Source organism: Psychrobacter sp. UBA3483, from assembly GCF_002377905.1.
In the GTDB taxonomy this organism is placed as follows: Bacteria; Pseudomonadota; Gammaproteobacteria; order Pseudomonadales; family Moraxellaceae; genus Psychrobacter.
Genome location: NZ_DFQS01000005.1, coordinates 104,625 through 125,595, shown reverse-complemented (window position 1 = coordinate 125,595; position 20,971 = coordinate 104,625). Strand labels below are relative to the sequence as shown.

Below are 20,971 nucleotides of genomic sequence, written 5' to 3'. Positions count from 1 at the left end.
TTATTTTCTTCTCATATAAATCATACAGTGCTTGACTGTTCTATAAAATATATTCCACAAATAATATAAGCCGAGCCTTTAGCATCGTCCTCGGCTGTTAAAATATTGAATTTATTTTAAACTGATGGCATTGTTGACCAACGATAAAATCATAACTAGCATTGACCCTTTAAAGCTTTATCGTTAAATTGGTTAGAGCTCTTATTCGTATAAAAACAACTATAAAAACACTATTAAGGATAGCGCCATGACCATAAGTACCATTAAGCCGACGTTACTGAGTATTGGACTGATGAGCATGATTGGTTGTACTGCCCTGCAAACCACCGCAAAACAGCCAAATACAGAACAAGCAAGCAACTCAGCAACGGTTTATTACAATGGCAATATCATCACCATGGAAGGTGAGCAGCCGCAGATGGTCGAAGCTTTGGTCACGCAGGCTGGCAAAATTGCTTATGTTGGCGATTTAAATACGGCGCAGTCAGAATATAAAAATGCCGCTCAAGTGAATTTAAACAGCAAAACCTTGCTACCGGGTTTTATCGATCCGCACAGTCATTTTGATATGGTGTCAAACACCATGGGTCAGGCAAATTTAAACCCGCCGCCAGTTGGCAAGATAGATAGTATGGATAAATTACTACAAGCCTTAAAAGACTATAAAAAGGACAATAACATCGCCGATGGTGAATGGATCTACGGTTGGGGTTATGATGAGAGTCAATTAAAAGAAGGTCGTCATCCAAACAAAGCAGATATCGATAAAGTATTGCCCAATAACCCTGTATATTTGCAACATACCAGTGGTCATATGGGTGTCGCTAATAGCAAGGCCTTAGCAGCCCTGAACATTACCGCAGATACTAAAAACCCAGAAGGTGGTAATATTGCACGGGTTAAAGGTTCTAGCGAACCAAATGGTCTCGTCCAAGAAATCGCTATGTATCCATTTATGCGGCAAATGCTAGAGGTATTAGAGCCCGATCAAGCCAAATTCTTTGAGCAAACCCAAGATTATTATGCCAAAAATGGTCTGACTACCGCCCACAACGGTTCAACGGCTCGTAATACTATTCAGTTTTTCCAAAAACAAGCGGATGCTGGCAAGCTGAAAATAGACTTAGTCGCACTGGCAGGCAGCAGTGATTTAGATGAAAACTTAGCGGACAAAGACTTTGTTTGGAAAACCTATCAAAACGGTTTTAAAGTACAAGGGACTAAAATCATAGCTGATGGCTCGCCGCAAGGGAAGACCGCTTATTTTAGTCAACCTTATTTGACGCCAGTACGAGACTGCAAAAAAGATTGTCGTGGATTACCGAGTATCAGCCAAGATGCGCTCAATGAGATGTTTGCCAAGGCTTATAAGCACGATAACCAGTTGTTTATCCATAATAATGGCGATGGCGCGACAGATATGATTATCAAAGCTCATGAATATGCAGTCAAAAAGACGGGGCAAGCCGCTGATAAAGATCGCCGTACGGTGCCTATTCATGCTCAGTTTGCGCGCCCCGATCAGCTAGAAGCCTTTAAAAAATATAAGATGCTACCGTCATTTTTTACCAATCATGCCTACTTTTGGGGTGATGTGCATGTGCAAAATTTAGGTAAAAAACGTGCTGATTTTCTAAGTCCGATAGCGACAGCGGATAAAATGGGGTTAAAATACACCAACCATTCTGACGATACCGTGACGCCCGTCGACCCGTTATTTACCGTTTGGTCTGCGGTCAATCGCACTTCGCGCTCAGGCCAGATTATCGGCGCCAATGAGCGCGCGACCCCTTATCAAGCGCTCAAAGCCATCACCACCAATGCCGCTTATGAGTATTATGAGGAAAATAATAAAGGTAGCTTAACCAAGGGTAAGCTCGCTGATTTGGTGATATTAGATGCCAATCCGTTGACGATAAATACAGATAAGCTTAAAGACATTCATGTAGTCACCACCATTAAAGAAGGTAAAATAATCTATCAACGCCCAACAAAGTAAAACTATAATGACAGCATACTAAAAAAATTTAATGCTTTATAGTCAAATTCCTATAATTTTGACTATAAGGTTTTTTCTGTCTCTTTTATATCAATATTAGGATTCGTTTATGAGTAACACCGCGCAAATTACCTCCTCTGACAACACCCATTATCTGCACCATACTTTTTTTGAGCCAAGCGATAAGACGACGCCGATTACTGCTACCCTACTGATTGTGCATGGGATGGCAGAGCACAGTGGCCGCTATGCAGAGCTTGCGCAGTTTTTAGCGGATAATGGCATTGCGGTCGCCACTTATGATCAGCTGGGTCATGGACAGACGGTCAAATCAGCCAATGATTTGGGTTTTTTTGCTGAAGAACATCCGGTGCAGTCGCTATTAAAAGACGTTATTATCATGGCGGACAGCTTGAAAGCGCGCCATCCTAATGTGCCGCATTTCGTTATGGGTCATTCGATGGGCTCGTTTATCGTGCGCAATGTTCTCAAACATCACGCCCAGAACTTTACTGGTGCAATTTTAATGGGTACCGCTGATGCCAATCCATTGACCAAAGTGCTATTACCGATCAATAAAGTACTGGCAAAAGTAGCGCCCAAAAAGCCAAACCCAGTTTTTGCCAATGTGATGAATAAGGTACTCAATAGCAAGCTTGATAACCGTGTTTCTTCTTCAGAATTTGCCTGGTTGAACGAAGACCCTGCGGCTGTCGAAGCTTATGAAGCCGATCCATTGACGGGCTTTGACTTTACCAACAATGGGTTTTTAACCTTGTTTAGCTTAATGGAAGCGGGTCTCAATAAAAACTGGGCAACGACTATTGCCAAAGATTTTCCGATGTTACTGGTCAGTGGCGAGAACGATCCGATCGGCGATATGGGCAAAGGTATCCGCAAAATTGCCAGCCGTTTAGAAAAACAGAACTTTAGCAATATCACGCTACAGCTCTACCCGCACATGCGCCATGAGCCGATTCATGAGCAGAATAAACAGCAGGTTTATCAAGATATTGTAGACTGGATAAATAGCAATACTGCTGCCTAGCAACAAAATACTTGGTAATAACATGCTTGGTAACAACATGCTTGATTAATTTAAACGACCACTTTTGTTATTTTTTTTACCCTTCACAAACTTTAGGAATATTTATGACATTGCAACAAACCATTGAGCAAGCCTTTGAAAATCGTAATGACTATAGCCCAGCTACCATGCCACAAGATATACGCGAGGCTATCAACGCAGTGCTTGAACAGTTAGACAACGGTAGCTTGCGTGTTGCTGAGAAAAAAGATGGCGAATGGGTGGTCAATCAATGGGCCAAAAAAGCGGTGTTATTATCATTTCGCTTAAATGATAACTATGTGCAAGCGGCGGGCGAACACGTGCAGTTTTACGATAAAGTACCGACCAAATTTGCTGATTGGACGCAAGAGCAGTTTAAAGCAGCGGGCGTACGCGTGGTACCACCAGCGGTTGCTCGTAAAGGTTCATACATCGCAGCCGGTGCTGTCTTGATGCCATCGTACGTCAATATTGGCGCTTATGTCGATCAAGGCGCGATGGTAGATACGTGGGCGACGGTTGGTTCATGTGCCCAAATCGGTAAAAACGTGCATTTATCAGGTGGCGTCGGTATCGGCGGTGTCTTAGAGCCGCTGCAAGCCAATCCAACGATTATCGAAGACAACTGCTTTATCGGCGCGCGCTCTGAAATCGTTGAAGGCGTGATAGTAGAAGAAGGCTCAGTAATTTCTATGGGCGTGTTTATCGGGCAATCAACGCGCATTTATGACCGTGAAACGGGCGAGATTCATCGCGGCCGTGTACCAGCAGGCTCAGTCGTTGTACCCGGTAGCTTGCCATCAGAAGACGGTACGCACAGTTTGTACGCTGCTATCATCGTGAAGAAAGTCGATGCGCAAACCCGAGCCAAAACCTCGGTCAATGAGTTATTACGTTTGGCCTAGCTTTTCGGTGATTAAGCTTTAGTTATGACGTTAATTTTTTATCAAAAAAGATGCTGAGGTTGACTCTAGCATCTTTTTTAATGCCTTATGGCAGTTTAATGCAAAACTTTACGTTATAATCTTCGTCTCATTTGAATACCAACATTTTTAGAGTTAGTCAGATTATTGACGCTTTTTTCATTTAATAAATGCTTGATAGCATTATCAATCCCTAACTGTATTTGACATATTATGAGTGAGTTATCTTTACGCACCTCGGCAATTCCTGTCACTGATCTCGAAGCAGGGCTACGTTTGACCGAGATTTTTTATTCCTTGCAAGGTGAAGCGCTAACCTCAGGCTTGCCGACGATATTTGTACGCTTGACTGGCTGTCCGCTACGCTGCGTGTATTGTGATACCGAGTACGCCTTTAGTGGCGGTGAGCGGCAATCGTTAGAAGCCATTATCGCAACAATCAAAAGCTATCCGTGTCAGCGTATCTGCTTGACTGGTGGCGAGCCATTAGCGCAGCCAAATGCCATTGAATTGATGCAACGTTTATTAAATGACGGTTATGAGATTTCACTTGAAACCGCAGGCGCGCTGACGGTAAAAAATGTACCGCCTGCGGTCAGCAAAGTGATGGATCTGAAAACGCCAAGCTCAGGTGAAGTCGATAAAAACCTTTGGTCAAACCTTAACTATCTCACCCAGCACGACCAAATCAAATTTGTCATTATGAACCGCAATGATTATGAGTGGGCAAAGGCAACACTGTTTGAGCATCAACTTGATAAATTGGTCGGTACGGTTTGGTTTTCACCAATGTTTACTGTCGCAGAAGAAGTCGTTGCTAGTGAAGCATTGAGCAGCCCCGATGTGCCAGTATTGGCGCGTGAGTTAGCTGAATGGATACTGGCTGATGCCTTGCCTGTACGTTTTCAACTACAACTGCATAAGATTATTTGGGCCGATGCTAAAGGTAAATAATGGAATGAGCTTTGCGCAAATTGGGCAAATCAGTAGTTCAAATAAACAAGCAACCAAAATTCCAAACTAAACATCCTCTGAATATAGTCAAGGAATTTTAGAATCGCTACAAGGCGACCGACCGCAGATAGTACATTGAGTACATCTAGGACAGGTAACACCGTAGCGGTTTAAAAGTGCTCTGACTATAGCTAACCAGCCGACTGCAAGGACGCATACATGGTCAAACTGATTTTACTGGGCTTATTGGCAGGGGCGTTCTTTAGCTCGACATTTATTTTAAATGAGCTGATGAGTAATGCCGGTGGTCATTGGTTTTGGTCAGCGAGCCTACGCTATGTCTTTATGTGGCTGATTATCAGCGCTGTTATTATCCTGCAACATGGCTTTAGGCGTATTGAAGCACTTGCGAGCATTTTTCTTCAGCACTGGCGCTTTTGGTGTCTTACCGGCAGTATTGGCTTTGGGGTATTTTATACCGGTATTTGCTATGCAGGCGACCACGTGGCAGGCTGGGTCGTGGCTGCTACCTTTATGTTTACCGTCGTAACCAGTTTGTTGGTACTATTGGCATTTGGGCAAAGGTTTGATAAGAAATTTATTATTTATGCCTTTTTGGTGTTTATCGGGGTAGTATTGGTCAATGTCAGCGAAGGCTTGCGCGCCTCTGCCCTCGCCGATATTGATAGCGCACCGATGGCAGAAATGCTGCTTTACGGTGCCCTACCTGCGCTAATCGCGGCTTTTAGTTACCCAATCGGCAATCAACTGGTCTGGCAAGTCTCACACAACTCGCGCAAACACCATCCCCATAAAGATAAGGCTAAAACGCAACAAGCAAAAGAAGCAAATAAACCCAATCGCGAACAAAGTTATCACGAGAATGCTAACCAACCGCTTGTCTCAGAAGCTTTCGATTTGTCTGCTGTCATGTCTAGCACTTCGGATAACAACGCTACCTTAAAAACCCCCTCTAGCATCGAAGTCATACCCTCTTCGCCTCTACAAAACTTCATCGCCCGCATTCCTGCTATCGAGACGACGCTATTACAAAATGCCTTTAACAAGGTTTGGCTAATGACTTTGGGTAGTTTTCCATTTTGGCTAATTTTAGGCGCTTTTATCCAGCCTGAACCACCTGCAACCACCCAGTTATTTAATACCTTGCTAGTAGCATTACTGGCTGGAGTAGCGGCGACAAGCATATTTTTTTATGCACGTGAGCAAGCGGTGACTTCAAGCGAAGTCGCAGGCGTTGACTCGACCCAAGCCAGCGAGGTAATCTTTGCTTTGATTGGTGGTATACTATTGTTGGATAATGCCATACCATCAGCAATGGGATTGGTCGGTATTGGGCTAATTATTCTAGGACTGATTTTATTTGCAAAAGACGGTTGAGGCTAAAATAAGTCATGATGAATCACTTTATTTTCCCCGATGTTTTGCTGTATTTATTAGATATGGTAGGCGTCATTGCTTGCGCCATCGCGGGTACCTTGCTGGCGCAGCATAAAGGCTTTGATATTGCTGGCTGCATTTTGGTTTCTATGGTCAATGCCATTGGCGGCGGTACATTACGTGATATGGCGCTCGATCGTCATCCGCTATTTTGGATGACTGACCTCAACTATGTCATCGTCATTACCCTCACCTCTCTTATTCTACAAATTTTCTTTCATCTGTATCATAAGATTGATAAAGCGCTTAAATTCTTTGATGCGATTGGGCTCGCGGCCTTTAGTGTCATTGGTTTTAAAGTGGCGTTGGCACAAGATATGTCGCCGGTTATTGCAGTTATGATGGGAGTTTGGACGGCGATTATCGGTGGTTTATTACGTGATATCATCTGTAATGAGATACCGCTGCTGCTACAGCGTGAGATTTATATCACCGCTAGTATTGCAGGATCCTTGAGCTATTTAGCGCTTGATTACTGGGGCGTTGATGCGGTTACCAATGAATTTATGATGTTATTTATCATCTTTGCCGTGCGTATGCTCGCGCTTAAATTCGATTGGCACCTGCCTTCTATTCGCTTGGTCGATTAACGAATGAGTCGTTTAGCCGCTTATCATCATGGCCGAAAAAATAGCAGTGCTTTAATGAGAAAAACGCATGCTCACCATTGCTTTAAATTCTGAATTGATGACTACTTTTGACCCGCGCTCGCTGATTTATCTTTTTGATATGATTGGGATTGTCGCTTGTAGTATTTCAGGGACGATATTAGCCAAGCATAAGAACTTTGATGTCTTTGGCTGCTTACTGGTATCGATTGTGACTGCCATCGGCGGCGGTACGGTGCGCGATGTGATTTTGGATCGTCATCCGCTGTTTTGGATGGTAGACATGAGTTACCTGACGGTTATTACCATCTCATCACTGGTGATGCAGATATTCTTTCATCCCAACTCTAGGCGCGTTGATAAATTCCTTAAACTCTCTGATACTATTGGCCTGTCAGCCTTTACCTTAATAGGTATCAAAGTTGCTGATAGTATGGGCGCCAATGTGCCGGTGGCATTATTACTCGGGGTGATTACCATTATTGTCGGCGGTATCATCCGCGATATGATTTGTAATGAGATTCCGCTGGTGCTACAGCAAGAGATTTATATCAGTGCGGCTTTAACGGGCGGTATCCTTTATTTTGCCCTACACAATCTTGGCGTAAGCGCTTGGATTGCCGATATCTCGGCAATGGCGACGATTTTTACCTTACGCATGCTTGCCATTCGTTATGACTGGCAATTTCCAACCATTGAATGGAAGTATTAAAGTATTAAAGCCTAGCAACTACTCGCTTTCCTCTACTGTTTCTTTTACCAGCGCCAACTCTTTTACCATCAACTGCAAGCTTTGTTTACCGTTCCACTCGTTAATATCTAGCTGAAATAATACATGCACTTTTTCGGCGCGGTAATCCCAAGCACTGCTATCGAAATTGAATTGAATGGCCTCAATCGGATATTGCACATCGGGATAACGTAGCGACAATTTAAGGTGTTTGTCTTTTAATATCTTAAAGCTTAATACCTCAAATACACCGTCAAATATCGGCGGCGCAAAGCCATGACCCCATATACTGGCATTGGCTAGATGCTCTGCAAACCATAAGCTAAAGTCAGCCGCTTGCAATGGTCCATCGGTAAATTTCTGCTCAGCAAATACCTTATCATCCATCTGCGCCATGACTTCGTTAAATGCAGCCACAAAGCCATCAAAATTACGACGTTTGATGGTTAAACCTGCTGCCATGGCATGACCACCAAAGTGGCTGATTAAATCAGGATAACGTTCGGCCACTTGCTCAATCGCATCACGAATATGCACGCCTGCAATAGAGCGTGCCGAGCCTTTGATGGCATCGTCAGCTCCCGTGCGCTCTGTGTCTGCTGGTGCAAAAACGATACTGGGCAGATAATGGCTTTCTTTTAAACGTCCAGCGACAATACCGATAACCCCTTGATGCCAATCGTCTTGATATAAAATGATGCTGCGGTTTTGATTATCAATTGCTGACTTTTCAGTTTTAGGCTGAATAAGAGTTTCATCGCTCTCGTCAGCATCATTATTGGCATTGGAGTTAGCAGTAGCTAATGCTTGCACAATGTTATCTGCTTGCGCGCGCATTTCACCTTCGACATGACGGCGCGTACGGTTAAGCTGCTCAAGCTCTTGCGCCAAACGCTGTGCGGTGCTCCAGTCATCGGTCAATAAGCACTCGATACCGATACGCATATTATCCATACGCCCAGCGGCATTGATACGCGGACCTAAAACAAAACCAAAGTCCTGCGCCTGCAATTGTTTCGGGTCACGGCCCGCTTGTTCGAGCAGTGCCAATATCCCAAGCGAGCAGCGACCTTGGCGAATGGCGCTCAAACCATGATGGACTAAAATACGATTGTTTTTATCAAGTACACCCACATCGGCAATCGTCCCAAGCGCGACCAAATCTAAATATTGGCTGACTTGCACGCTAGACTTGCCTGCTTCGCGGCGCAGTTTCGCCAAGCGTCCCAGCACATAAAACGCCACACCGACGCCAACCAATGCCTTACTGCTAAAGTGACAATCAAGCTGATTGGGATTGACCACTGCTTCGGCAGGCGGTGTTTCTTTGGTGGTTAAGTGATGATCAGTAATAATGACAGTGATGCCATCAGCCTGAGCCCGCGCCACGCCGTCATGGCTTGAGATACCATTATCCACCGTCACAATCATGTCGGGCTTATAAGTCTGGATACCTAATTCGACAATCTCTGGCGTCAGACCATAGCCATATTTAAAACGGTCAGGGACTAAAAAATCAACCACCGCGCCCATCTTGGTCAGCGCGCGCATCATTAATGCGGTACTGGTTGCCCCATCGCAATCAAAATCACCGACGATTAAGATACGCTGACCTTCGTCGATGGCGACATCTAACAAACGCACCGCTTCGGTGACGCCATGTAGCATTTCAGCTGGCAATAAACCAGATAAGCCAGTCTCTAACTCATCAGACGCAGTGATACCGCGACCGGCATAAAGCCTAGCAAGGGTAAAGGATTGGGCGGCAAGTGGTTGCAACGCGGCGGGCAACTCGTCGATACGAGTGCAGGTATAACGGGGGGTTAAATTTAGCATGGTGCTATTCTACTGGCTTTGGCACATAGCCACAATGAGAATTTTTAGCACTATCGTCTAGGTTTGGCGATTGCCCAATTATGGTTTATGGCGTAATTTATATGACATATCATGTAGAAAAAATAAAGGTTACAGATGGCGAATGTTTAAACGCTTGCTTGCCAACCTGCCCTTTATTTACAAAAACGGTGCAGAGAGCCTGCAATTTTCTGCATTTTGCTACAAAGCAATGATTGTATGGCGCTTATAAAGCCATAAAATGGTAAAGATTCAAGATGAGTTATTAGAAGATGACTTATGAGAAAATTATAAGACACTCATCATTTTTGCCAAGTTTGCTTTTACTATATTAACTACTTTCTATTTTTTAAACATTTTAAGGACGCGTCATGAAAACCACCCCAACCGCTGAAAAACTGCCTAATACCATCGATCCTAATCTAGACCTAGATAAAGTCAAAAAGGAGTGCGAAAAATTGGTCAAAAAACGCGCCAAGCTTTCTGCTGGTGTTGCAATCGTACCTATTCCATTTTTTGACGTGGCAGTCGATGCCAGCATGCTAACCGTTCTGCTACCTGAAATCAGTGAGCGTTTTGGACTGATTGAAGGGCGTCAATCTGCCGTCGATTTAGAATCACGTGCCATCCATTGGCAAGCCTTAAAAGACCGTACGGTTGATTTTGCAGGTTTAATGGCGACACGTGGTATCGTGAAAAAGACCGTCCAAGGTTTCGGTGGTCGTATCGCTGCTAAGCAAGTGACTAAGTTCATTCCTTTAGGCGGACAAATGGTCGCCGCGACCATGGGCTATATGATTTTTAAAAAAATCGCCACCGACCATATCAATGAATGCTATAACTTGGCAAAAGACATTCAGCAAAAGCAACATGGTAAAAATGTCTAACAGCATGCCATCATTGTTTAAAGTTTAAGAAATTATTATTCGTAAAAAACCCAGCTAAGACTCTTAGCTGGATTTTTTAATTTAAGGAACAGATTTTTATATTAAACCAACATCGCATTTTATACAAAAGCACTAGCCGCCATTTTTAGCAATCCAATTTTGCATTTGCTCAATTTCAGCCTGTTGCGCGTTGATAACCGCTTGCGCCAGCTGACGCATTTCGGCATCTTTGCCATATTTTAGCTCTACTTCTGCCATATCAACGGCACCCTTATGATGCGGCAACATACCGCGCGCAAACGCCATATCAGGCTTAGGATCAGCGATACCCGCCATCATTTCATCGTGCATAGCATCCATCCCATCAGCGTAGGCTTGTTGCATGGCTTTGGTATCAGGTGTTGCTTCAGCTGTGTCAGGATGATTAGCGAGCCAGCTTTGCATCTGCTCAATCTCAGATTGTTGGGCGTCGATGATTTCTTGCGCTAGCTGACGCATCTCTTTATCCGTACCATATTTTAGCTGAATCTCCGCCATTTCAACCGCCCCGATATGATGGCCGAGCATTCCTTGCGCAAACGCAGTATCGGGGTCGTTGTAATTCATCCCAACCATCATCGCATCGTGCATTTTTACCATCGAGTCATTGTACGCTTTATGCGTCACCGACATGTGCTCAGTATCTGTGCTCATCGCTGACATATCATGGTTGGCCTGTGGGCTGGTCGCTGTGTCGATTGCCGTATCGGTGGCGACTGCCTCTTCTGTAGCAGGCGCAGCGTTTTTATTAGTAGCGTTTTCATTAGCAGGCTGACAGGCGCTGATGAGCAAGGCAGCACTGATACTAGCACTAAGCAATGCTAGGTGTGAATGGTTAATCATTTTCATGGGATATCCTTTATTTAAATGAAGCATAAAAATGGTAAATTAAGAAAAACTTACCGAAAAAAAATAGTTAAATGACTGCGTTAAATACAGCCATTTAACTACGAGCATTTATTAAAATATTTAGGACGTTCAATTCTTAGGTTTTTAAGCGACCAATTTACTAAGTGATTAAACGACAGCACTCCTTTAATTTATTTAAGCTCTTCGATCAGCTCTTGCATTTCACCAATTTCGCGCTCTTGCGCCTCGATGATATCATCGGCAAGTTTACGCACTCTCGGATCGTCAATATCGGCGCGGCTACTTGTCAAAATAGCAATCGAATGGTGCGGTATCATCGCCTGCATCCAGTCAACTTGATCAACGGTCGCTTGGGATCTGACGCCCCAAAGACCGACGGCAAACATCACGATGCTCAGCCCATAAATCATAAGATTGACTTTGGTTTTTTTGTACATATGACTCATAAACGCCAGCATAATGACAGACATAGCTGCGCCCATATACAGCGCCATATAGGCTCTGGTTTCGCTAAAATAAACGTGATCCCACTTGTAAGTATTAAAATACATCATGATATACATGACAATGGTTGACGTTAAAATCATCAATGAAAATCTGAGATACGGGTTCATTTTTTCTTCTTTAGAGTGCTGCATAAGGTAGTCTCCCGCTACGTTGTTTATATTATTTTTATTAATTTATATTGCTTAGGCTATTGAAGGCCTGGCCGATCACTAAAAGGTTTTTTATTGCATTTTATGAGCTTATAACCACTGCTTAGCAGACTCAACATCCGCGTATACTTGGTTTGTACTGTCTTTGTTTGCACGCATGGCTTTATAAAGCGCAAACTAACCTTGTTGATTTTTATCCAAAAATGATAGCAGTATCAGCCTGACAATGAGATGACGCTAAGATGACAATGTTGTCATCTTAGCCGTCTGGCATAGGCATAGCGCTGGCATTGCTCTATGATTGGAGGTTTGCAGTTTATATATGATGCAATCGCATGAAAATTATAAATAACGGGCACGAGTACGCTATGAAAATACTATTGGTCGAAGATGAGCTGTCACTTGGGGATTATATTAAAAAAGGTTTGAGTGAAGCGAGCTTTATTGTTGAGCACCAAACCACAGGACTTGGCGGCTATCACGCCTTGATGACTGAGGATTTTAATGTGGTCATCATGGATGTGATGTTGCCTGATGTGAGTGGTTTTGAGTTGGTACGCAATTATCGGGCGGCGGGTAAGCTGACGCCAGTGCTGTTTTTGACCGCGAAAGATGATTTAAGTGACCGCGTAAAAGGCATAGAAATCGGCGGCGATGATTATCTGACCAAGCCCTTTGCCTTTGCTGAATTATTGGTCAGAATCAAAAATCTACTACGCCGCGTCAATCAAACCGATTATGCCAATACAGTGCTACAAATTGCCGATTTAAAAATGGATATTGCCAAACGCACCGTCACGCGCGGCGAGCAGCCTATTAAGCTAACCGCTAAAGAGTTTGCGCTACTACAGTTTTTTCTTGAACGCCAAGGTGAGGTGTTGCCACGCTCTGTGATTGCCTCGCAAGTTTGGGATATCAATTTTGATAGCGACACCAATGTGATTGATGTGGCGATACGGCGTTTGCGGATTAAAATCGATGATGATTTTGATATCAAACTGATTCATACGGTGCGCGGCATGGGTTATCGGCTAGATATAGATGATAATACCAACGATAGCGCCGATAGTGTTTCGGTCATTAAATAGTATGACGCCGATTGCGACGGATGGTCGCCTATCTTTATTGTGGCGCACTATCCTGCTGTTAAGCTTGTGCGTCATCGTCACTCAGATATTTCTGTATGTCTGGATACAGCGCTCGGTTAATGACCATTTTGAACAAATGGACGCGGAGATTTTGACCCATGCGGCGTTTAATTTACGCCAGTATATGGACAGCAATCATATAGACGACGTTATTCATACTAATGATATCTCTACTAGCGATGCCAAGCCTAAAAAGGAAAAATTACTTTCTCAGCAGACGCTCGCTTTACAGAACGCTAGTATCGACTATGAAGTCAAAACCGTCATTACTGACAATAACGGGCAAGTGCTTCTCAGTGTGCCAACCGGTTTTATCAATCAATCGGCTCATAGTGGCGCGATCAAAAAATTGTGGCAAAAACATCACGAGCAGCCGTTTGATTTAACCATCAACGATCGCCATTATCGCGCTATTGTTATCCAGCATGCCAGTCGCTTAGCACTCATCGCCCTACCCATCGATGTTCATCATCAGTATTTGGCGCAATTTAACCGTCAGCTGATTCTTATCTTAATCGCCATTACCTTTATTTTAGTCTCTATCGCCGCTTTTAGTGTGCATTTGGGCTTTGCGCCGCTTGCGACCATTCGGCAAAAAATGAGTCGTATCAATGCCGACCAGCTCGACGATAGAATCGTGATAGCGGATATGCCCAGTGAATTGCGACCGCTTGCTGAATCTTATAATGCAATGATGGATAAGCTGGCGCATAACTTTGAAACGCTGTCGCGCTTCTCAGACGATATCGCCCACGAGCTGCGCACGCCGCTTGCCACTCTCAGCACCCAAACCCAAGTCATGCTCAGCAAACCGCGAGATAGCAATGAGTACATCGAGCAGCTGCATCATCAGCACGACACCTTAGCGCAGTTATCGAACCTTATTAACAATATGCTGCTACTGGCAAAAACACAAAAAGGCTTGATTGATTCGCAGTTTAACCGCGTGGATAGCGAGCGACTACTGACCAAGATGATGGAGTATTACGAATGGATAGCCGAAGACCGTGTCATCTCTTTTAAAAAAACAGGTGACTTTAAAATCGTCCTGGGTGATGAAAGCCTATTACAAAGGCTGTTTGCCAATTTGCTCGCCAATGCCGTTTATTATGCCGCCAGTGATAGTATTATTCATATCAATGGCAAAACCTTTACGGATAAGCTTGCAGATAATCGGCAGGTTTTATCTTCATCAGCCATGCCTATCTCGTACTTACAAATCCGCTTTACGAATCGTCTAACCGCTCCGATGACGCAAGCAGAAGTGGATAAATTATCAGAGCGCTTTTATCGCCATCATAAAACCTTATCAATGCATGCAGGGACAGGCTTAGGTTTGTCGATTGTGCATGCGATTGTCAATGCTCATAACGGTAAAATAGCCATCACGGTAAAAGACGGCTATTACTTCGAGGTTAGCATCAAACTGCTACTTGCTTAAGCAAAAAAGCTTGCCTCCAATCATTTCTCTTTAATAACAACCTCTTTATTTAAACCAAAAAAAAGCCCTGCCATTGCAGAGCTTTTTGCGGTTTTATCTTTTAATGATTGTTAGTTTTTAACGTACGGTGTTGGTTGGTAAGTTATCCACATTGACAGGGCTATCAGGTTGATAGCTTGCATGTGAGGGTTTGGCAAAAGCAAACTTGACGACTTGCAGTGCCACACAAACCGCACCAGTAATAAAGATCACGTCAGCAAAGGTGCGAATCCAGCGCAGTGTGACTAAGAAATCTTGTTGTAAGAAGCCTTCACTACGTGCGTACCATAGACCTTCGGTCATTGATGCGTGCGCTTGGAAAATACCAATCGGTAATAAGCTAGTGGCAATCATCAAGACCAAGCCTGCATTGAGCGCCCAAAAACCAGTTTTGATCAGGTTTTCACTAAACACATAGTCTGGGCGGATATAACGCATGACCAGTAATACAAAGCCGATTGCTAAGAAGCCATAGACCCCAAACAGTGCAGCATGCGAGTGAGTGGCCGTAGTATTTAACCCTTGTAAATAGAACAATGACACAGGTGGGTTAATCATAAAGCCGAACACGCCCGCACCCAACATATTCCAGAACGCGACCGCAACGAAACACATGATAGGCCACTTAAGTTTATTCATCCATGGTGCTTGACGCTGCATAGACCAATGCTCATAACCTTCATAACCTAATACCACTAAAGGTACCACTTCTAAAGCACTAAATGATGCGCCAATTGCCATGACGGGCGTGGTTGTACCTGAGAAATATAAATGGTGGAACGTTCCTGGGACGCCGCCAAGCATAAATAGGGCCGCTGAAGCGATGGCAGAACCGGTGGCGATTTTTTTGTTGACCAAGCCTAAGTTGTAGAAAATGAATGCGAGTGAAACGGTGGCAAATACTTCAAAGAAGCCTTCTACCCATAAATGTACCACCCACCAGCGCCAGTATTCCATGATGGTTAAGTGTGTACGCTCGCCGTAGAACAAGCCAGCACCGTAGAATAAACCGACGCAAACGACTGAAGCAAAGAAGATGGCCAATAAGTTTTTATCACCGCCCTCTTTTTTTCTGAGCGCTGGTAAACAACCACGGGTCATTAATACCAACCAGAATAAGACACCCACCCATTTCAAAATCTGCCAGAAGCGACCAAGGTCAATAAACTCATAGCCTTGATGACCAAACCAGAAATTGTATTTTGCAGGCATAATACCGGCAATCGCAAAGTATTGGCTAACAAATGAACCGACGACGACAATAATTAACGCCACCCAAAGGATATCTACGCCCAATTTTTGATATTTAGGATCTTTACCGCCATTGATAAGCGGCGTTAAGTACAAACCTGCCATCAAGAAAGCGGTGGCAATCCAAAATAAGGCTGCCTGAATATGCCACGTACGTACTAACGAATAAGGGAAATAATCGGAGACGGCAATACCGTAAAACTCTTGTCCTTCAACGGTATAGTGCGCGACAAAGCCACCAATAAATACCTGAAAGACAAACAGCGCCATTACTAGAACGCCATATTTTGCCAACGCTTTTTGCGACGGCGTTAACGCTACTTTGGTTAATGGATCAGCCTCTGGTGTCATCTCTTTAACGTCTTCTTCTTTACGCAAGAACGACCAGCCCCAGATAAGGAAGCCAACCCCAGCGATTAAGAACACCACACTGGCGATAGACCACATGATATTCTCAGAGGTTGGGACGTTGTCAATCAATGGCTCATGCGGCCAGTTATTGGTATACGTCGCATCCGTACCGGGACGTTCAGTAGAAGCAATCCAAGTGGTCCAAAAGAAAAAGTTGGTGAGTTTTTGTCTGTCTTCAATATCTGCCAAGGTATTGTTTTTCATGGCAAAATTTTCACGCGACTTTTGCAATGCCGGATCATTACCGTACAGACCGATATAATAAGGCGCGACTTCATTCATAGCGGCGATACGCGTATCTGACAATACCACTTGATTGTTAGCATTGGTATTACTGCCACGATATTCTTTTTTCAGTTGCGCACTAAGTACCGCTTTTTGATCGTCTGTTGCAGCGGCAAAATCATGCCCATATAACTCTTGCGCCCTGATATCTAACCAAGCCACAAGCTCTCTGTGTAACCAATCTGCTGTCCAGTCAGGCGCTTGATAGGCACCATGTCCGAGTACTGAGCCCAACTGCTGACCACCGGTTCGCTGCCAAGCAGATTGACCATCTAAAATATCTTCTTCTGTGATTAAAACTTTCCCATTGGTATCAATATACTGATCAGGGATAGGAGGTGCGGTACGATAGACTTCCACGCCGCCCCAACCCAAAAAGGTAAAGGTAATGACGAGGACGGCGATTAAGCCCCACCAATACTTTTTATATTCGCCCATATCTTGCTCCTAATGGCTAGATAGATAAACTGAACACTTAACATTCATTTAAAATAAATTTTTATAAGTGCAATTATAATTCCATAAATGAGTAATACCGCTGTTTGTTGCGATAAATCTATCAATCATCTGGTGAATACTAAGCCTGCTGCCTGAGCTGCGCTCTAATCTTGGAATTAAGAATAAAGCACAATCAAAGCTGGGATTGAAGGCTTAAATCTTTGAAGATATGACGATTAATGGATGGATTTTATCGCTTCATGCGCTAAATCTATTTGATGTTTATTTACATGTAGCATCAAATTGGAAACATTTTAACATTCATTTAATATGAATGTTAAGAGTTATTTTTATTTATTCTTCTCTTTAGCATAAACTGTGCGGTTCACTTTTTATAAAATCGCCAGTAACGTCCTTCATTTATAACCAAATTTAGAGAGAGAAACTCGAGTGGGTAGTTACTTATACCTAATGCAAAAACATAAAAAAACCAGATAAGGGAAGTTATCTGGTCTTTTATCAGCAAGATTTATTAATGACTCAGACGACTCGCTAGCAGCTGATAACTGCGCTCAATTACCGGCGCATCGACCATATTACCCTCTATTTTAAAGACCGCTTGCCCACTGTGCTCGTATTCTTCAATTACCCGCTGCGCAAATTCAAGCTCGCTGGCGCTTGGTTGCAAGGCTTCTTTAACAATATCGACTTGCTTAGGATGGATACAAAGCATGCCTGACATGCCCATTTGCGACCATAGTTGCACACGCTTGTGCAGCCCTTTACTGTCATTAAAGTCCGCATACACGCTATCAATCGGTGCGAGCAATTGATGGACTTTTGAAGTTAAGATAAGCTGATAACGAATTTGATTGGCAATGATATCCGCTGATGCTGTGCCCACTTGTACCTGTAAATCATTGCATAAGTCTAAAAATCCGTAGCTAAATGCCACCATACCACGCGCGTCTGCCATCTCTTTGGCACGGTATAAACCGATGGCATTTTCTATCACCGCAATCACCGGCAGACCTGTTTGTTGGTAGATTTTGTCAATATCTACTGCCTCCACCGCTTTTGCTAATAGCACGCCTGCCAGCTTAGGCAGCTGCTGACATAGCGCTAAGTCTTTGGCGAATTCAGCACTACTCGCTTGATTGATACGTAGCCAAATCGGGCGATAGCTTTGCGCCTCATGCTGAGCATCGTAGTAGGCTTTTAATGCTGCGCGAGCTTGGGCTTTGTCTGCTTGTGCAACGGCATCTTCTAAATCAACAATCACCGCATCTGCCCCGCTAGCAAAAGCTTTTTCTACCCGATCCATGCGCGTTGCTGGCACAAATAACCACGTTTTGGTATGAGCAAGCGCTTCAATCACCGCTTGGCAGTTTTGTGATTCAATATGAGTAGCGCTGCGTCTATTTTCATTGGCAGGCTTATTATTAGAAGCTGACATAAGGGATTTCGGTTTTGTTTGCATAGTTGAATAGCTAAATAATTAACGTCATTAAATGGTTAAATAGCCATCTTATCAATAGCTAGCTAGCGTCATTATTAATTGTGCCATGACAAAAGCGCTTGTCATAGCACAATCACTGTATCACCCGATAATGATAGATGAGGACAACGCTGGATGATTAAGACTCTACGATAATTAGGACTCTACTAGGTTATCAAATAACTTCTCAATGGGTTTGTTATGAATTTTGGAGCTATTAAACATCGATTTATTGCCAGTGTCGCCTTCTGTCCAAAAGTTGATATTAAACTGAGCATCATCACTTAGCTCTACGCGGTGCCAATATTGCGGTGGACTGACTGCAAACTGTCCGGCTTTAATGACGATTATTTTTTCCGGCTCAGTGGCAGCTTCGTCAGCGAAACCATAAAAGGTCACCGCCCCTTGCATGACGCAGATTTGGCCGTAGACGCCTTCAGCCGTATTATGATGGGTTAATAAAGCATTAGGTACTTTATCTTTGGTGAAGAAGTGTGTCGAACGTTTTATTTTCCAATGGCTTGGAATGACGGGATTAGGATTGTCAGGGATATTATTGGTATTGTCGTTCGTGGTTTTGGTATTGGTTTGGGTATCAGAACTCATGATAACTCCTTAGCTGGTTTGCTTAGTGTAGATTTTTATCTCAATCTGCCTTAAAACCAATATACAGTTAAGTGCACAATTGAGAATAATTATCATTATTATAAAATAGCACCTTTTAAATGCTTTTACTAGCTTTGTATGTTTTGACTATTTATAAAAATGTAACACCCTAACTGTCACGGCTCTTCTCCTTAACTTTCGCCCTGTCCATAAGTAGTATACAAACTACACCCTATACTGCTTTCGCTCAATGGCGATGCTGCCTCATTATTGCTATTTTGTTTCCATTACCAGCATCAGAATTTATAATGGGGACATTATTATGCATGCAAAAGAATTACTTGAGCTTGAGCGCCGTGATATCAGGGCGCTGCACTATACGTGGATTGCTTTTTTTCTCACCTTTTATGTCTGGTTTAATATGGCACCGCTCGCAACGTCGATGCTACAGACTGAAAGCTATTTAACCCCTGACCACATCAAATTATTTTTAATCGCCAACGTCGCGCTAACGATTCCTGGGCGGGTTATCGTCGGCATGGCATTGGACCGTTTTGGTCCGCGGCGCGTGTTTTCTATCCTGATGGTCGTGATGGCGATACCGACGTGGTTTTTCGCATTTGGCAACTCGGCAACCCAGCTATTCGTTTCGCGCTTATTTATGTCGATCGTCGGTGCCGGTTTCGTCGTCGGTATTCATATGACCACCTTATGGTTTAAGCCAAAAGATATCGGTTTTGCCGAAGGTTTTTACGCTGGCTGGGGTAATTTTGGTTCAGCGGCGGCGGCGATTACCATTCCAACTGTTGCCTTACAGTTTTTTGGCGGTGACGACGGCTGGCGCTGGGCAATTGCCCTATCAGGCTTATTAATGGCCTTATACGGTGTGGCCTATTGGTTTTTAATCACCGACGGGCCAGAAGTTGGTACCCACAAAAAATCTCGTAAAGCGGGCGCATTAGAAGTATCGACGTGGAAGGATTTGTGGTTATATTGCTTATTTATTATTCCTTTATACGGCGTCTTATCACTGCTTGTGTATCGTACGCAAGCGATGGGCTTTTTAAGTGCTACTGGCGGGATTATTTGTTATAGCGTCATTATAGTGATGGTCATTTACCAAATTTATAAAGCCATTAGTGTCAACGTACCTATGATTAAAGCCGGTATTCCAGAAGATGATAAATATCCCTTTAAATCAGTGGCGGCGCTAAACGTCAGCTATTTTGCTAACTTTGGTGCAGAACTGGCGGTGGTTTCTATGCTGCCGATGTTCTTTGCCGCGACTTGGAAACTTGATCCAACGGCTGCTGGTTTGATTGCCTCTACCTTTGCCTTTGTTAACTTATGGGCGCGGCCACTTGGCGGCTATATCTCCGACAAAATCGGTAATCGCCGTTTGGTAATGTTGGTTTATATGTTTGGTATCGGTATTGGTTTTGTGCTGATGGGCGTGCTTAATGCCGAGTGGCCGTTATTTATCGCCGTGGTGTTTACCATTTTGTGCTCGGTATTTGTACAAGGAGCCGAAGGCGCGACCTTTGGTATCATTCCTTCGATTAAGCGTCGTCTGACTGGTCAGATATCAGGTATGGCAGGCGCTTATGGGAACGTGGGTGCGGTATTTTACTTGTTCATTTACACCTTCGTAGAGCCCAATCAGTTCTTTTATATCATCGCGTTTGGCGCATTTGTCGCCTGGATTGTGTGCTATTTCTGGTTGGCAGAACCCGAAGACGCCTTTGGTGATGAATATAAAATGTCCTCTGTCGATCGTCAGATCGCCGCAGAACAAGGTTAGTTATTC

Annotated in this window: 17 protein-coding genes; 11 read left to right on the top strand and 6 right to left on the bottom strand. The window is 43.7% G+C overall.

Going from position 1 to position 20,971, the window contains the following annotated elements; translation table 11 throughout:
* The first annotated feature begins 247 nt into the window (after positions 1-247).
* The 7 genes from B2866_RS01295 to B2866_RS01265 all read left to right on the top strand — a co-directional run bounded on the left by B2866_RS01295 (position 248) and on the right by B2866_RS01265 (position 7,723).
* The gene (locus B2866_RS01295; protein ID WP_296189806.1) at positions 248-1,999 is read left to right on the top strand and encodes an amidohydrolase; all 1,752 of its coding nucleotides are present in this window, start codon (positions 248-250) and stop codon (positions 1,997-1,999) included.
* A 109-nt stretch (positions 2,000-2,108) separates the two neighbouring features.
* Positions 2,109-3,047, top strand: coding sequence for an alpha/beta hydrolase (locus tag B2866_RS01290; protein WP_296189802.1), 939 nt, complete (start codon positions 2,109-2,111; stop codon positions 3,045-3,047).
* 104 nt (positions 3,048-3,151) lie between these two features.
* Entirely contained in the window at positions 3,152-3,973 is an 822-nt protein-coding gene (gene dapD / locus B2866_RS01285; protein ID WP_296189800.1) for a 2,3,4,5-tetrahydropyridine-2,6-dicarboxylate N-succinyltransferase, read from the top strand.
* 231 nt (positions 3,974-4,204) lie between these two features.
* Positions 4,205-4,945, top strand: coding sequence for a 7-carboxy-7-deazaguanine synthase QueE (gene queE, locus B2866_RS01280; RefSeq protein ID WP_296189797.1), 741 nt, complete (start codon positions 4,205-4,207; stop codon positions 4,943-4,945).
* A gap of 219 nt (positions 4,946-5,164) precedes the next feature.
* Entirely contained in the window at positions 5,165-6,343 is a 1,179-nt protein-coding gene (locus B2866_RS01275; protein WP_296189794.1) for a multidrug resistance efflux transporter family protein, read from the top strand.
* Between the two features lie 14 nt (positions 6,344-6,357).
* Positions 6,358-6,993 carry a trimeric intracellular cation channel family protein gene (locus tag B2866_RS01270; RefSeq protein WP_296189792.1) on the top strand — a complete coding sequence of 212 codons (636 nt, stop codon included), beginning with the start codon at positions 6,358-6,360 and terminating at the stop codon, positions 6,991-6,993.
* Positions 6,994-7,060: 67 nt separating this feature from the next.
* Positions 7,061-7,723: a trimeric intracellular cation channel family protein gene (locus B2866_RS01265; protein WP_201542595.1), complete on the top strand. Its 663-nt coding sequence runs from the start codon at positions 7,061-7,063 to the stop codon at positions 7,721-7,723.
* A gap of 18 nt (positions 7,724-7,741) precedes the next feature.
* On the opposite strand, the gene recJ is transcribed toward B2866_RS01265, so the two are convergent.
* A complete protein-coding gene (recJ, locus tag B2866_RS01260) occupies positions 7,742-9,577 on the bottom strand; it encodes a single-stranded-DNA-specific exonuclease RecJ (protein ID WP_296189787.1) in 1,836 nt (611 codons plus the stop codon).
* Positions 9,578-9,966: 389 nt separating this feature from the next.
* Between recJ and B2866_RS01255 the strand changes: the two genes are divergently transcribed.
* On the top strand, positions 9,967-10,482 hold the full coding sequence (locus B2866_RS01255; protein ID WP_200662905.1) for a hypothetical protein: 516 nt from the start codon (positions 9,967-9,969) through the stop codon (positions 10,480-10,482).
* A 132-nt stretch (positions 10,483-10,614) separates the two neighbouring features.
* Here the strand turns inward: B2866_RS01255 and copM are convergent, their stop codons facing one another.
* Positions 10,615-11,370, bottom strand: a complete 756-nt coding sequence (copM, locus tag B2866_RS01250; protein ID WP_296189783.1) for a CopM family metallochaperone — start codon at positions 11,368-11,370, stop codon at positions 10,615-10,617.
* A gap of 191 nt (positions 11,371-11,561) precedes the next feature.
* Positions 11,562-12,029 carry a DUF305 domain-containing protein gene (locus B2866_RS01245; RefSeq protein WP_296189781.1) on the bottom strand — a complete coding sequence of 156 codons (468 nt, stop codon included), beginning with the start codon at positions 12,027-12,029 and terminating at the stop codon, positions 11,562-11,564.
* Between the two features lie 386 nt (positions 12,030-12,415).
* Between B2866_RS01245 and B2866_RS01240 the strand changes: the two genes are divergently transcribed.
* Together B2866_RS01240 and B2866_RS01235 are read left to right on the top strand one after the other, a co-directional pair.
* Positions 12,416-13,135 carry a heavy metal response regulator transcription factor gene (locus tag B2866_RS01240; protein WP_296189999.1) on the top strand — a complete coding sequence of 240 codons (720 nt, stop codon included), beginning with the start codon at positions 12,416-12,418 and terminating at the stop codon, positions 13,133-13,135.
* A gap of 1 nt (position 13,136) precedes the next feature.
* Positions 13,137-14,636, top strand: a complete 1,500-nt coding sequence (locus B2866_RS01235; protein WP_409520826.1) for an ATP-binding protein — start codon at positions 13,137-13,139, stop codon at positions 14,634-14,636.
* A 117-nt stretch (positions 14,637-14,753) separates the two neighbouring features.
* On the opposite strand, the gene B2866_RS01230 is transcribed toward B2866_RS01235, so the two are convergent.
* From B2866_RS01230 to B2866_RS01220, 3 genes are all read right to left on the bottom strand, one after another.
* Positions 14,754-17,060 carry a nitric-oxide reductase large subunit gene (locus tag B2866_RS01230; protein ID WP_296189776.1) on the bottom strand — a complete coding sequence of 769 codons (2,307 nt, stop codon included), beginning with the start codon at positions 17,058-17,060 and terminating at the stop codon, positions 14,754-14,756.
* A 532-nt stretch (positions 17,061-17,592) separates the two neighbouring features.
* Positions 17,593-18,516, bottom strand: coding sequence for an HpcH/HpaI aldolase/citrate lyase family protein (locus B2866_RS01225; protein WP_296189773.1), 924 nt, complete (start codon positions 18,514-18,516; stop codon positions 17,593-17,595).
* 198 nt (positions 18,517-18,714) lie between these two features.
* Positions 18,715-19,164 (bottom strand): DUF1971 domain-containing protein, encoded by a 450-nt coding sequence (locus tag B2866_RS01220; protein ID WP_296189770.1) that lies wholly within the window; start codon positions 19,162-19,164, stop codon positions 18,715-18,717.
* Positions 19,165-19,486: 322 nt separating this feature from the next.
* Between B2866_RS01220 and B2866_RS01215 the strand changes: the two genes are divergently transcribed.
* Positions 19,487-20,965 (top strand): MFS transporter, encoded by a 1,479-nt coding sequence (locus tag B2866_RS01215; RefSeq protein ID WP_296189768.1) that lies wholly within the window; start codon positions 19,487-19,489, stop codon positions 20,963-20,965.
* Positions 20,966-20,971 lie beyond the last annotated feature (6 nt).